The following is a 13,188-nucleotide window of genomic DNA, read 5'->3' as shown; positions in this document are numbered from 1 at the left end:
ACGGGCCCCTGGCTCGTCCCGGGCCGCGGTCCTGCGCGGACGCCCCGGCTCAGTCCTCGGTGTTCTTGCTGATCTCCCAGAAGCGGAAGACGGTGGAGGCGTCGAGTGTCCACTCCAGTCCGGCGATGTCGTCGCGGGCGACGACGTACTGCTTGCCCTGCCAGATGGGCAGCAGCGGCAGGTCCTCGGCGACCTGGTCCTGGATCTCCGCGAAGTCCTCGACGGTGGCTGCCCGGTCGCTCTCGGCGGCGGTGTCCGGCAGCAGTTCGCCGGTGATGCGGCCCGCGTCGTAGTTGTTGCCCAGCACGTTGCCCTCACCGAAGAACGGGGCGGTGAAGTTGTCCGCGTCGGGGTAGTCCGGCACCCAGCCCTTGACGTAGACGCCGTACTTGCCGGCGGCGATGTCCGCGTCGTACCTGCTCAGTTCGACGCTCTTGACGTCCGCGTCGAACAGGCCGCTGGCGTTGAGCTGCTCGGCGATGGCGGTCAGTTCCTGGTCGGTGGCCGGACCGTAGCGCACAGGCGTGGACCACAGGGTGAGCTTCACCTTGTCGGTGATGCCCTCGGCGCGCAGTGCCGCGGCGGCCTTCTCGGGCTGCGGGCGTTCGCCGAACCGGTCGAAGAAGGCCGTGTTGTGGCCGGTGATGCCGGCGGGGACGAGTGAGTACAGGGGTTCCGCGGTGCGCCGGTAGACGTCGCGCAGGAGTGTGGAGCGGTCCACCAGGTGGGCCACGGCCTCCCGGACGCCGGGCTTGCCGACGACCGGATGGTCCAGGTTGAAGACGAGGTGGTGCACCTCCGCGCTGCTGCCCTCGACGACCTTGACGCCGTTCTTCGCACTGGTCGTGGAGTTCTCCAGCTCGGCGATGTCCTCGGCGGAGAGACCGCGGTAGGCCAGGTCGACCTCGCGCTCGTCGACGGCCTTGCGCAGTTCGGCGTGGTCCTCGAAGAACCGCAGGCGCAGTCCGGCGTTCCGGGTCTCCGCGGGGCCGCGGTAGTCGTCGTTGGCCGAGAAGACGGCTTCGTCGTCGTTGAAGTCGTCCAGCGTGTAGACGCCCGAGCCGGCGGCCCTGCCGTCGGTGCGCAGGGCGTCGGCCGGGTACTCCCGGTGGTCGACGATGGAGCCGGCGCCGGAGGCGATCTTCTGCGGGAAGGTCGCGTCCGAGGTGTTGAGGCGGAAGACGACGGTGCGCTCGTCGGGCGTCTCGATGCTGTCGATGGACTGGAGCAGGACCGCCGGCCCGTCCTCGTCGTTGATCTCCAGCGTCCGGTCGAAGGAGTGTTTGACGTCCTTGGCGGTGAGGTCGTTGCCGTTGCTGAACCTCAGACCGCTCTTGAGCGTGCAGCTGAAGACCTTGCTGCGGCCGTCGGTGAAGCCGCACTTCTTCGCCGCCTCGGGCTGCGGCTCACTGCCGCCCTTGGGAAAGCTCAGCAGCGACTGGAAGACGTTGTTGAAGACCAGCCAGGAGCCGGGGTCGTAACCGGAGGCGGGGTCGGTGGAGAGCACCCTGTCCGTCATGCCCATGGTGATCCGGGCGTCGTTGCCGGCCGGGCCGCCGCCGTCGGTGGCGCAGCCGCTGAGCAGCCCCGCCGCGACGGCCGCGGCCGCGGGGAGCGCGAGCCACCCGGGTCGGTTCCTCGCGCCCACGCTCCCCACCCCGCCCACCGGTTGTTCTCCCGTGGTCTGCCGGCACGGTCGCGGGCTGCCGCGTCGGTCAGTCCTGAACACCGCGGTCGAGCTCCCACAGCTGGAGCACGGACGAGGCGTTGAGTGCCCACTCGACGCCGGTCACGCCGTCCCGGGCCGCGATGTACTGCTTGCCCTGCCACAGCGGCAGGATCGGCACGTCCTCGGCGACGATGTCCTGGGCGCGGACGAAGTCGGCGGTGGCGGCGTCCCGCTGGGTGCGGCTGCGGGTCTGCGGGATCAGCTGGTCGGTGATCTTCCGGCTGCGGTAGGACATGTTGAGGAAGTTGTCCTTGCCGAAGAACGGCGCGATGAAGCTGTCCGCGTCGGGGAAGTCCGGGAACCAGCCCATGCCGTAGACCTCGTACTCGCCGTCGGTGGCGGCGGCACGGTAGCTCCGCCACGGCACGCCCTTGACGGTCGCCTCGAACAGGCCGCTGCGGTTCAGCTGGTCGCGGAGCGTCTTGAACTCCTCGGCGGTGGCGGGCCCGTAGTAGTCGGTGGTGTAGGTCAGGGTGAGGCGGACGGGCGTCTCGATGCCGGCCTCGGCGAGGAGGCGCTTGGCGGCGGCCTGGTCGGGGTCGCCGTAGCTGTTGTAGAAGGAGTTGCGGTGCGCGGGCAGTCCGCCGGGAACCACCGAGTACAGCGGCTCGGCGGTGCGCTGGTAGACGTCCCTGACCAGTGCCTTGCGGTCCACGAGCTGGGCGACGGCCTGCCGGACGGCCTTGTCCTCGACGGCGGGCGCGTCGGTGTTGAACACCAGGTAGCGAATGCCCTGGCCGGGCGTCTCGACCAGGTTGACGCCGTCGGTGTCCTCCAGAGCGGTGATCTGCTCGGGTGACAGCGTCCGGTTGACGAGGTCGACGCCGCCGTCCTTCAGCGCCTTCTCCATGCCCTCGGAGTCCTCGAAGAACCGCAGCTCGATCTTCTTGTTCTTCGGCTCCAGGTCACCGCTGTACTGGTCGTTGCGTTCCAGTACCGCCCGGTCCTCGTTGAGGGACTCCAGGGTGTAGGGGCCGGATCCGACCAACTCGACACCCTTGTGCAGGCCCTTGGCCGGGTACACCTCGCTGTCGACGATGGCGGCGGCCGGCGTGGCGAGCTTGTACGGGAAGGTGGCGTCCGGCTTCTTCAGGTGGAAGACGACCTCCTTGTCGGAGGGTGCCTCCACCTTGTCGACGTTGCCGAGCAGCGACGACGGTCCGTTCGCGTCCTTGATGTCGAGCACGCGCCGGACGGAGAACTCGACGTCCTTGGCGGTCAGGTCGCTGCCGTTGGAGAACTTCTGGCCGTCGCGCAGCGTGCAACGGTACTGCTCGTTGCGGGAGTCGGTGAAGCCGCACTCCTTCGCGGCGTCCGGCTCCGGCTGGGTGCCCGAGCGGGGCAGCCGGAGCAGGGACTGGAAGGTGTTGCGCAGTATGTTCCAGGAGGCCACGTCGTAGGCCGCCGCGGGGTCGAACGGCGCGGGGGTCTCCTTGCCGGCCGCGAAGTGGTCGGTCGTGCCGACCACGATGGCACCGTTCCCGGCCGCGGGCCCCTCCTGGGCCCCGCAGCCCACGAGGGCGGTGGTGAGGACGCCCGTCATCGCGGGCAGCCATACGATCTTACGATTCATGTTCGGTGGTCTCCTCAACCGGCGCCGGGCCGTTCCTGGTATTGCGTGGTGCCGGCAAGCAGACATTAGTAGTTGGGAAAGGTGCTCCCTGAATCCGGAAGGCGCGGCGCACCGGTCCGCAGCACCGGAACAGGACCACCATCCGCTATGCGGACGGGCGCGCGGACAGTGCGTTACGCCACCAACCGGGGCACAAGGGCGCGTCCGTACCGCACGAAACGCCCCAACGGGCCGACAAGACCGGTCCGGGCGGCCCGTTCCGGCGTGACGAGGATCACCACACCCTCCGGAAAACGGACGGGCGGCATTCAGCCATCGGCGTCGTCACGCAGAATGCCCGTCTCGACGCGGGGAGTTCCCACGTCAATTCTCACGCCGCGCATTCCGCACCCTCAGTGTCCGCGTGTGATCAGAGAGCGCAGAAAGGGCAGGTCCACCTCTTCCAGGGAGCTGACGATGCTGCGCCCCGGCCCCGGCTCGATCGTGGTCACCGACGGAACGGCCACCACCCGGCAGCCGGCGGTCTCGCCGGCCGTCACACCGGTGGCGGTGTCCTCCACCACCGCACAGCGGGTCGGGTCCGCGCCCAGCAGCCGGGCGGCGGTGAGGTACGGCTCGGGGTGCGGCTTCGTCCGCTGCACCTCGTCACCGGCCACGGAGAGCGCGAAGTGCTCCGGGCCGATGGAGGACAGCACCCGGTCGATGATCTCGCGGTGCGAGGCCGACACCAGCGCGGTGGGCACCCGGTGGGCGGCCAGCTGCGTCAGCAGCCGCCCGGCGCCGGGCATCAGCGCCACTCCCTGTTCCAGCCGGGTCGCGAAGGCCGAGTTCAACAGCGGGGTGAGCTCGTCGACGGTGATGTCGGCGCCCGTGACGTCGATCAGGTAGGCGGCGCTGCGGCTCATCGGCCCGCCGACCACGACCTCGCGGTGGTGGTCGGCCAGCCGGTGCCCGAGCCGGGCGAACACCTCCTTCTCCGCGTCCCACCAGTAGTCCTCGGTGTCCACGAGAGTGCCGTCCATGTCGAGCAGCACGGCCTGCAGGGTCGAGCCCTCCGCCGAACGGGTGGCAAGGGCGGGAGTGGAGCTGGTCATCCGCGTACACCTCCGAAGGGACAGGAAGGCCGGTTGCCGCTTCCCTGAGGGGAGGGGCAACCGGCCTCTACCGGACAGATCATTGTACGCCGGGCGCGCGGAGCGGCTACCGAGCGTTGAAGTACTTCGCCTCCGGGTGATGCAGGACGATGGCGTCGGTGGACTGCTCGGGGTGGAGCTGGAACTCCTCGGAGAGCTTGACGCCGATGCGCTCCGGCTGGAGCAGTTCGGCGATCTTGGCGCGGTCGGCCAGCTCGGGGCAGGCCCCGTAACCGAGGGAGAAGCGGGCGCCCCGGTAGCCCAGCGCGAACATGTCCTCCATGGCCTCCGGGTCCTCGGCGGCGAAGCCCAGCTCCGCGCGCACCCGGGCGTGCCAGTACTCGGCCAGCGCCTCCGCGAGCTGCACCGAGAGGCCGTGCAGCTCCAGGTAGTCGCGGTAGGCGTCGGCGGCGAACAGGTCGGCGGTGGCCTCGCCGATCCGGGATCCCACAGTCACCACCTGGAGGCCGACCACGTCCGTCTCCCCCGACTCCTTGGGCCGGAAGAAGTCCGCCAGGCACAGTCGCCGCCCCCGGCGCTGCCGGGGAAAGGTGAACCGGGTGCGCTCGCTGCCGTCCTCGTGCAGCACGACCAGGTCGTTGCCCTCGGAGTGGCAGGGGAAGTAGCCGTGGACGACGGCCGCCTCGAGCAGGTTGTCGGTGTGCAGCTTGTCCAGCCAGCCGCGCAGCCGGGGCCGGCCCTCGGTCTCGACCAGCTCCTCGTAGCTGGGGCCGTCGCCGGTGCGGGCCTGCCGCAGCCCCCACTGGCCCTTGAAGAGCGCGCCCTCGTCCAGCCAGGACGCGTACTCCTTGAGCTGGATGCCCTTGACGACCCGGGTGCCGAGAAACGGCGGCGTCGGCACCGGGTTGTCGGCGGCGACGTCGGACCTGGTGGTGTCCACGGCCTCCTCGGCCTGCGCGGTGTCGGCGTCCCGGCGGGCCACCCGGCGCTGCCTGAGTTCCGGCAGGGCCGCCCCGGGCACTCCGCGTTTGACGGCGATCAGCGCGTCCATCAGCCGCAGGCCCTCGAAGGCGTCCCGGGCGTAGCGGACCTCCCCCTCGTACACCTCGTGCAGGTCCTGCTCCACGTAGGCGCGGGTGAGCGCCGCACCGCCGAGGATGACGGGGTAGTCGGCGGCCATGCCCCGGGAGTTGAGCTCCTGGAGGTTCTCCTTCATGATCACGGTGGACTTCACCAGCAGGCCGGACATGCCGATGACGTCGGCCCGGTGCTCCTTGGCCGCGTCCAGGATCGCCCCGACCGGCTGCTTGATGCCGAGGTTGACGACGGTGTAGCCGTTGTTGGACAGGATGATGTCCACCAGGTTCTTGCCGATGTCGTGCACGTCGCCGCGGACGGTGGCCAGCACGATGGTGCCCTTGCCCTCGTCATCCGTCTTCTCCATGTGCGGTTCCAGGTGCGCGACCGCGCCCTTCATCACCTCCGCCGACTGGAGCACGAACGGCAGTTGCATCTGCCCGGAGCCGAAGAGCTCACCGACGACCTTCATGCCGGCCAGCAGGGTGTCGTTGACGATGTCCAGGGCCGGCCGGGTCTGCAGCGCCTCGTCGAGGTCGGCTTCCAGGCCGTTGCGCTCGCCGTCGATGATGCGGCGCTGGAGGCGTTCGTCCAGCGGCAGCGCGGCGAGTTCCTCGGCCCGGGTGGCGCGCATGGAGGTGGCGTCCACCCCCTCGAACAGTTCCAGCAGCCGCTGGAGCGGGTCGTAGCCCTCGCGGCGCCGGTCGTGGATGAGGTCCAGCGCCACCTGGACCTGCTCCTCCTCCAGGCGGGCGATCGGCACGATCTTGGAGGCGTGCACGATGGCCGAGTCCAGACCGGCCTTGACGCACTCGTCGAGGAACACCGAGTTGAGGACGATGCGGGCGGCGGGGTTGAGGCCGAAGGAGATGTTGGACAGGCCCAGCGTGGTCTGCACGTCGGGGCGGCGGCGCTTGAGTTCGCGGATGGCCTCGATGGTGGCGATGCCGTCCTTGCGGGACTCCTCCTGGCCGGTGCAGATCGTGAAGGTCAGGCAGTCGACGAGGATGTCCTCCTCGCGCACACCCCAGTTGCCCGTGAGGTCGTCGATGAGCCGTTCGGCGACGGCGACCTTGTGCTCGACGGTGCGGGCCTGGCCCTCCTCGTCGATGGTCAGCGCGATGAGCGCGGCGCCGTGCTCGGCGGCCAGCTCGGTGACCTTGGCGAAGCGCGACTCGGGGCCGTCGCCGTCCTCGTAGTTGACCGAGTTGATGACGGCCCGGCCGCCCAGCTTCTCCAGTCCCGCCCGGAGCACGTCGATCTCGGTCGAGTCGAGCACGAGCGGCAGCGTGGAGGCGGTGGCGAACCGGCCGGCCAGTTCCGCCATGTCGGCGGCGCCGTCCCGTCCCACGTAGTCCACGCAGAGGTCCAGCATGTGGGCGCCCTCGCGGATCTGCTCGCGGGCCATCTCGACGCAGTCGTCCCACCGCCCCTCCAGCATCGCGGTGCGGAACTTCTTCGACCCGTTGGCGTTGGTGCGCTCACCGATCGCCAGGTACGCGGTGTCCTGCCGGAACGGGACCGTCTGGTAGAGCGAGGCCGCGCCGGGCTCGGGACGGGGCCGGCGCTCCGTCAGGGCGGCGCCGCGGACCCGCTCGACGACCTGCCGCAGGTGTTCGGGTGTGGTGCCGCAGCAGCCGCCGACCAGCGAGAGGCCGTAGTCGGCGACGAACGTCTCCTGGGCCTCGGCGAGTTCGGCCGGAGCGAGCGGGTAGTGCGCGCCGTCCTTGCCCAGGACGGGGAGCCCGGCGTTGGGCATGCACAGCAGCGGAACCCGCGAGTGCCGAGCCAGGTAGCGGAGGTGTTCGCTCATCTCGGCAGGCCCGGTGGCGCAGTTCATCCCGATCATGTCGATGCCCAGCGGCTCCAGCGCGGTCAGCGCGGCGCCGATCTCCGAGCCCAGCAGCATGGTGCCGGTGGTCTCCACGGTGACCGAGACGATCACCGGCAGGTCGGCGCCGCCGACCGAGGCCAGCGCGCGGCGGGCACCGATGACGGCGGCCTTGGTCTGGAGCAGGTCCTGGGTGGTCTCCACCAGCAGGGCGTCGGCGCCGCCGGCGATCAGCCCTTCGGCGTTCGCCTGGTAGGCGTCGCGCAGGGTGCGGTAAGGGGCGTGGCCCAGGGTGGGCAGCTTGGTGCCCGGCCCCATGGAGCCGAGGATCCAGCGGGCCCGGCCGTCGTCACCGGTGTAGCGGTCGGCCACCTCGCGGGCGATGCGGGCGCCGGACTCGGAGAGTTCGAAGACCCGCTCGGGGATGTCGTACTCGGCGAGGGCGGCGTGGTTGGCGCCGAAGGTGTTGGTCTCGACGCAGTCCACACCCACCGCGAAGTACGCGTCGTGCACGGAGGCGACGATGTCGGGGCGGGTGAGGTTGAGGATCTCGTTGCAGCCCTCCAGCTGCTGGAAGTCCTCCATCGTGGGGTCCTGGTCCTGGAGCATCGTGCCCATCGCCCCGTCGGCCACCACCACCCGGGACGCGAGTGCTTCCCGGAGGGTCTCGGTGGCGGGGGCTGCGGATGCTGGCGCGTGGTGCGGCGAGGACATGAAGGTGCTCCCTGGAGTGCGACGGCTGTCGGCTTTGCGTCCGGCGTGGGGCGAACGCACCCGGCCAGCGTATCGGGACGGGCCGTTCCGGCCGGGAGGCGTTCCGAGGTGTGGACCACCGTAGACTCGCATCGATTAGCACAGGATCGACATGATCCGATACCGTTCGGCATTGTCGACCACTGGCCGGACCCGGCCGGCCCGGGAGAAAGAGGTTTGACCGATGGCCCGGAGCATCCAGTCCCTGGAACGGGCAGCGGCGGTGCTGCACCTCCTGGCCGGCGGCGAGCGCCGACTCGGACTCTCCGACATCGCCTCCACCCTGGGCCTGGCCAAGGGCACCGCGCACGGCCTGCTGCGCACCCTCCAGCAGGAGGGTTTCGTCGAGCAGGACGAGGCCTCCGGCCGCTACCAGCTCGGCGCCGAACTCCTGCGCCTGGGCAACAGCTATCTGGACGTGCACGAGCTGCGGGCCCGCGCCCTGGTGTGGTCGGACGACCTGGCGCGCTCCAGCGGCGAAGCGGTCTACCTGGGGGTCCTGCACCAGCAGGGGGTGCTCGTCGTCCACCACGTGTTCCGGCCGGACGACAGCCGGCAGGTGCTGGAGATCGGCGCGATGCAGCCGCTGCACAGCACCGCCATGGGCAAGATACTGGCGGCCTACGACCCGGTCGCGCACAGCGAGCTGGCGGACGTCGACCGGCACGCCTTCACCGAACGCACCACCACCGAGCTGTCCGACCTGGAGGGCTGCCTGGAACTGGCCAGGGCCCGCGGCTGGGCCTCGGACATCGAGGAGACGTGGGAAGGGGTGGCCTCGATCGCGGCGCCCATTCACGACCGCCGCCGCCTTCCGGTGGGCGCCGTGGGCGTGACCGGTGCGGTGGAGCGCGTCTGCGAGAACGGCGCGATCCGCCCGGGCCTGGTCGCCTCCGTGCGCGACTGCGCACGTTCCGTGTCCCGTGATCTCGGGGCCAGCCGCTTCTAGAACGCGCCGGTTCGCCGACCGCAAGCCACAATTGAGACACGTTGGGTCAACCCGTCTCCCAACCTCTTGACGATGCCCCCAAGGAGGACAACACTGCCGTTCGGCGGTCGACATTGTCGAACACCGGACGGGACCCGGTTCCGCCATCCCCTGTGAACAAAGGAGTCGCGGGTGTCCAGCTCCGACATCATCATCGGCGAGATCATCGGAACCGCCGTGCTCATCCTGCTCGGCGGCGGTGTCTGCGCCGCCGTCACCTTCAAGCGCTCCAAGGCGTACAACGCCGGCTGGATAGCCATCGCCTTCGGGTGGGGCATGGCGGTCCTCACCGCCGCCTACATGGTCGCCGGCGTCTCGGGCGCGCACATCAACCCGGCGGTGACCATCGGTCTTGCCGTCGAAGGCGGCACCGAGTGGAGCGACGTGCCGCTCTACCTGGTCTCCCAGATGATCGGCGCCATGCTCGGTGCCGCGCTCGTGTGGGTCGCCTACTACGGCCAGTTCCACAGCCACCTGACCGACCGCGAGATCGTCGGCGAGGCGGACCGGGACCCCACGCAGAAGCCCAAGACCACCGGGCCCGGCCCGGTGCTGGGCATCTTCTCCACCGGCCCGGAGATCCGGAAGTACTGGCAGAACCTGGCGACGGAGATTATCGCGACCGTCGTCCTGGTACTCGCCATCCTGACGCAGGGCCTGAACCAGGACGGTGACGGCCTCGGCGGCCTCGGTGTGCTGATCGTCGCGCTGGTGGTCCTGTCCATCGGCCTGTCGCTGGGCGGGCCGACCGGCTACGCGATCAACCCGGCCCGCGACCTCGGTCCGCGCATCGTGCACGCGCTGCTGCCGCTGCCGAACAAGGGCGGTTCGGACTGGTCCTACGCCTGGGTGCCTGTCGTCGGGCCGCTGATCGGCGGCGCGCTGGCCGGCGGGATCTACCAGCTCGCGTTCGCCTGAGGCCCTCGACCACTCGACTTCTGGAGTTACTCACATGACTGACAGCCACTCGACCGGCCCCTTCATCGCCGCTATCGACCAGGGCACCACCTCCAGCCGCTGCATCGTCTTCGACACCGACGGCCGTATCGTCGCCGTCGACCAGAAGGAGCACGAGCAGATCTTCCCCAAGCCCGGCTGGGTGGAGCACAACGCCGCGGAGATCTGGACCAACGTCAAGGAGGTCGTGGAGGGCGCCGTCCGCAAGGCCGGCATCACCCGGGACGACGTCAAGGCGATCGGCATCACCAATCAGCGTGAGACGACGCTGCTGTGGGACAAGGCCACCGGCGAGCCCGTGCACAACGCGCTCGTCTGGCAGGACACCCGCACCGACGCGCTCTGCAAGGAGCTCGGCCGCAACGTCGGCCAGGACCGGTTCCGCCGCCAGACCGGACTGCCCCTCGCGTCGTACTTCGCCGGGCCCAAGATCCGCTGGCTGCTGGACAACGTCGAGGGCCTGCGGGAGCGTGCCGAGCGCGGCGAGATCCTCTTCGGCACGATGGACTCCTGGGTCATCTGGAACCTCACCGGCGGCGTCGACGGCGGTGTGCACGTCACCGACGTCACCAACGCCAGCCGCACCATGCTGATGAACCTCCACACCATGGCGTGGGACGAGAAGATCTGCGAGTCCATGGGCGTGCCCATGGAACTGCTGCCGGAGATCCGCTCCTCCGCCGAGGTCTACGGCGAAGCCGCCGGCGGCGCGCTCGCCGGTGTGCCGGTGGCGTCCGCGCTCGGTGACCAGCAGGCCGCGCTCTTCGGCCAGACCTGCTTCGCCACCGGTGAGGGCAAGTCCACCTACGGCACCGGCACCTTCCTGCTGATGAACACCGGCACCGAGCCGATCAACTCCTACAACGGCCTGCTCACCACCGTCGGTTACCGCATCGGCGACCAGGACCCGGTCTACGCCCTGGAGGGCTCGATCGCCGTCACCGGTTCGCTGGTGCAGTGGATGCGCGACCAGATGGGCCTGATCAGCACCGCGGCCGAGATCGAGACGCTGGCCAGCTCCGTCGAGGACAACGGCGGCGCCTACTTCGTGCCGGCCTTCTCGGGCCTCTACGCCCCCTACTGGCGGTCCGACGCGCGCGGTGTCATCGCCGGACTCACCCGGTACGTCACCAAGGCGCACCTGGCCAGGGCCGTGCTGGAGGCGACCGCCTGGCAGACCCGGGAGATCGTCGACGCCATGTCGAAGGACTCCGGCGTGGAGCTCACCGCGCTGAAGGTCGACGGCGGCATGACGTCCAACAACCTGCTGATGCAGAACATCGCCGACTTCGTGGACGCCCCCGTGGTGCGCCCGATGGTCGCCGAGACCACCTGCCTCGGCGCCGCCTACGCCGCCGGCCTCGCCGTCGGCTACTGGCCCGACACCGACACGTTGCGTGCCAACTGGCGCCGGGCCGCCGAGTGGACCCCCCGCATGGACGCGGAGACCCGCGACCGCGAGTACAAGAGCTGGCTCAAGGCCGTCGAGCGGACCATGGGCTGGATCGAAGAGGAGAACTGATCAGAATGAACACCCTGCAGAGCGTCCCCACCCTCGGGGCGCACCCGGCTGCCGGTCCCAACCCAGGCCGTGCCGAGACCAGAGACGTGCTCGCCAACGCGACGTACGACCTGCTGGTGATCGGTGGCGGCATCCTGGGCACCTCGGTCGCCTGGCATGCGGCGCAGTCCGGGCTGCGGGTGGCGATGGTGGACGCCGGCGACTTCGCCGGCGCCACCTCGTCCGCGTCGTCGAAGCTGGTGCACGGCGGACTGCGCTACCTCCAGACCGGCTCGGTGAAGCTGGTCGCGGAGAACCACCACGAGCGCCGGGTGCTGGCCAAGGACGTGGCCCCGCACCTGGTCAACCCGCTCACGTTCTACCTGCCGGTGTACAAGGGCGGGCCGCACGGCGCCGCGAAGCTCGGCGCGGGCGTCTTCGCGTATTCCGCGCTGTCCGCGTTCGGTGACGGCGTGGGCCGGGTCATCTCCCCGGCCAAGGCCGCCGCGGACAACCCGGGGCTGCGCACCGAGAACCTCAAGGCCGTCGCGGTCTACGGCGACCACCAGATGAACGACTCCCGGGTGGCCGTCATGACGGTCCGCGCGGCCGTCGAGTCCGGGGCCGTGGTCCTGAACCACGCTGAGGTCACCGGTCTGCGCTTCACCCACGGCCGGGTGACCGGCGCCGAGCTCAAGGACCGGGTGGACGGCACCGAGTTCGGTGTCAATGCCCGGCTGGTGCTGAACGCCACCGGCCCGTGGGTGGACCACCTGCGCCGCATGGAGCACCCGGGGGCGGCGCCCAGCATCCGGCTCTCCAAGGGCGCGCACGTCGTGATGAAGCGGCGGGCGCCGTGGCGGGCGGCGCTGGCCACACCCATCGACAAGTACCGCATCACCTTCGCCCTCCCCTGGGAGGACCAGCTGATGCTGGGCACCACCGACGAGGTGTACGAGGGTGATCCGGCGGAGGTGTCCGCCACCGACGCGGACGTCGACCAGATCCTGGACGAGGCGGCGATCTCGGTACGGGACGAGCACCTGTCCCGTGACCTGATCACCTACGCGTTCGCCGGGCTGCGGGTGCTGCCCGGCGGGCCCGGGGGTGTCGAGTCGGCCAAGCGCGAGACGGTCGTCTCCGAGGGCCGCGGCGGCATGCTCTCGGTGGCGGGCGGCAAGTGGACGACCTACCGCCACATCGGCCGTACGGTGATGAACCGGCTGGCCAAGCTGCCCGGCGGGCTGCTCACCGAGGACATGCAGCCGCAGTCCACGCTGCCCCGGCGAGTGCCGCTGCCGGGCGTCGCGAACCCCAACGCGGTCGCCCACCGGCTGCTGGTGGACCGGGACCCGGCCACACGTCCCGACCCGCTCACGGCACGCCACCTGGCCACCCACTACGGCGCGTTGGCGTTCGACATCGCACGGCTGGTGAGCCAGGAACCGGCTCTGGGCGAGCGCATCCACCCGGACGGTCCGGAGATCTGGGCGCAGGTGGTCTACGCCCGCGACCAGGAGTGGGCCATGACGGCCGACGACGTGCTGCGGCGACGCACCACGTTGACCGTGCGCGGCCTGGACACACCCGAAGTACGCAAGGGCGTGCAGGAGTTGCTCGACGCGCGCGACGCCTGAGACGGCAGCCCGACGGCCCGTACCGGTCCCGTGCCACCGCACGGGCCC

8 protein-coding genes are annotated in these 13,188 nt (G+C 70.2%); 4 read left to right on the top strand and 4 right to left on the bottom strand.

The features are described from left to right. Window positions 1-49: 49 nt before the first annotated feature. From ACYVE9_RS06050 to metH, 4 genes are all read right to left on the bottom strand, one after another. Entirely contained in the window at window positions 50-1,648 is a 1,599-nt protein-coding gene (locus tag ACYVE9_RS06050; RefSeq protein WP_461026675.1) for an ABC transporter substrate-binding protein, read from the bottom strand. 67 nt (window positions 1,649-1,715) lie between these two features. Then, the gene (locus ACYVE9_RS06045) at window positions 1,716-3,302 is read right to left on the bottom strand and encodes an ABC transporter substrate-binding protein (RefSeq protein WP_461026674.1); all 1,587 of its coding nucleotides are present in this window, start codon (window positions 3,300-3,302) and stop codon (window positions 1,716-1,718) included. Window positions 3,303-3,694: 392 nt separating this feature from the next. Further along, on the bottom strand, window positions 3,695-4,396 hold the full coding sequence (locus ACYVE9_RS06040) for an HAD family hydrolase (protein ID WP_461026673.1): 702 nt from the start codon (window positions 4,394-4,396) through the stop codon (window positions 3,695-3,697). A gap of 106 nt (window positions 4,397-4,502) precedes the next feature. Further along, window positions 4,503-8,018: a methionine synthase gene (metH, locus tag ACYVE9_RS06035; protein WP_461026672.1), complete on the bottom strand. Its 3,516-nt coding sequence runs from the start codon at window positions 8,016-8,018 to the stop codon at window positions 4,503-4,505. Between the two features lie 223 nt (window positions 8,019-8,241). On the opposite strand from metH, the gene ACYVE9_RS06030 reads away from it, so the two are divergent. The 4 genes from ACYVE9_RS06030 (at window position 8,242) to ACYVE9_RS06015 (ending at window position 13,140) form a co-directional block, all read left to right on the top strand. Then, on the top strand, window positions 8,242-9,006 hold the full coding sequence (locus tag ACYVE9_RS06030) for an IclR family transcriptional regulator (protein ID WP_461026671.1): 765 nt from the start codon (window positions 8,242-8,244) through the stop codon (window positions 9,004-9,006). A gap of 171 nt (window positions 9,007-9,177) precedes the next feature. Next, the gene (locus tag ACYVE9_RS06025; RefSeq protein WP_461026670.1) at window positions 9,178-9,963 is read left to right on the top strand and encodes an MIP/aquaporin family protein; all 786 of its coding nucleotides are present in this window, start codon (window positions 9,178-9,180) and stop codon (window positions 9,961-9,963) included. 34 nt (window positions 9,964-9,997) lie between these two features. Beyond that, on the top strand, window positions 9,998-11,524 hold the full coding sequence (glpK, locus tag ACYVE9_RS06020) for a glycerol kinase GlpK (RefSeq protein WP_461026669.1): 1,527 nt from the start codon (window positions 9,998-10,000) through the stop codon (window positions 11,522-11,524). A gap of 5 nt (window positions 11,525-11,529) precedes the next feature. Next, the gene (locus ACYVE9_RS06015; protein WP_461026668.1) at window positions 11,530-13,140 is read left to right on the top strand and encodes a glycerol-3-phosphate dehydrogenase/oxidase; all 1,611 of its coding nucleotides are present in this window, start codon (window positions 11,530-11,532) and stop codon (window positions 13,138-13,140) included. The last annotated feature ends 48 nt before the right edge of the window (window positions 13,141-13,188 follow it).

The organism is Streptomyces sparsus, from assembly GCF_054776295.1.
Note: the sequence above shows the minus strand (reverse complement) of the source record. Positions and strands in the feature narration are given on the sequence as shown.

Bases quoted from the DNA above. Each gene is read 5' to 3' on its own strand.
- ACYVE9_RS06045 (WP_461026674.1), bottom strand. From the start codon at position 3,302: ATGAATCGTAAGATCGTATGGCTGCCCGCGATGACGGGCGTCCTCACC.
- ACYVE9_RS06040 (WP_461026673.1), bottom strand. From the start codon at position 4,396: ATGACCAGCTCCACTCCCGCCCTTGCCACCCGTTCGGCGGAGGGCTCG.
- metH (WP_461026672.1), bottom strand. From the start codon at position 8,018: ATGTCCTCGCCGCACCACGCGCCAGCATCCGCAGCCCCCGCCACCGAG.
- ACYVE9_RS06030 (WP_461026671.1), top strand. From the start codon at position 8,242: ATGGCCCGGAGCATCCAGTCCCTGGAACGGGCAGCGGCGGTGCTGCAC.
- glpK (WP_461026669.1), top strand. From the start codon at position 9,998: ATGACTGACAGCCACTCGACCGGCCCCTTCATCGCCGCTATCGACCAG.
- ACYVE9_RS06015 (WP_461026668.1), top strand. From the start codon at position 11,530: ATGAACACCCTGCAGAGCGTCCCCACCCTCGGGGCGCACCCGGCTGCC.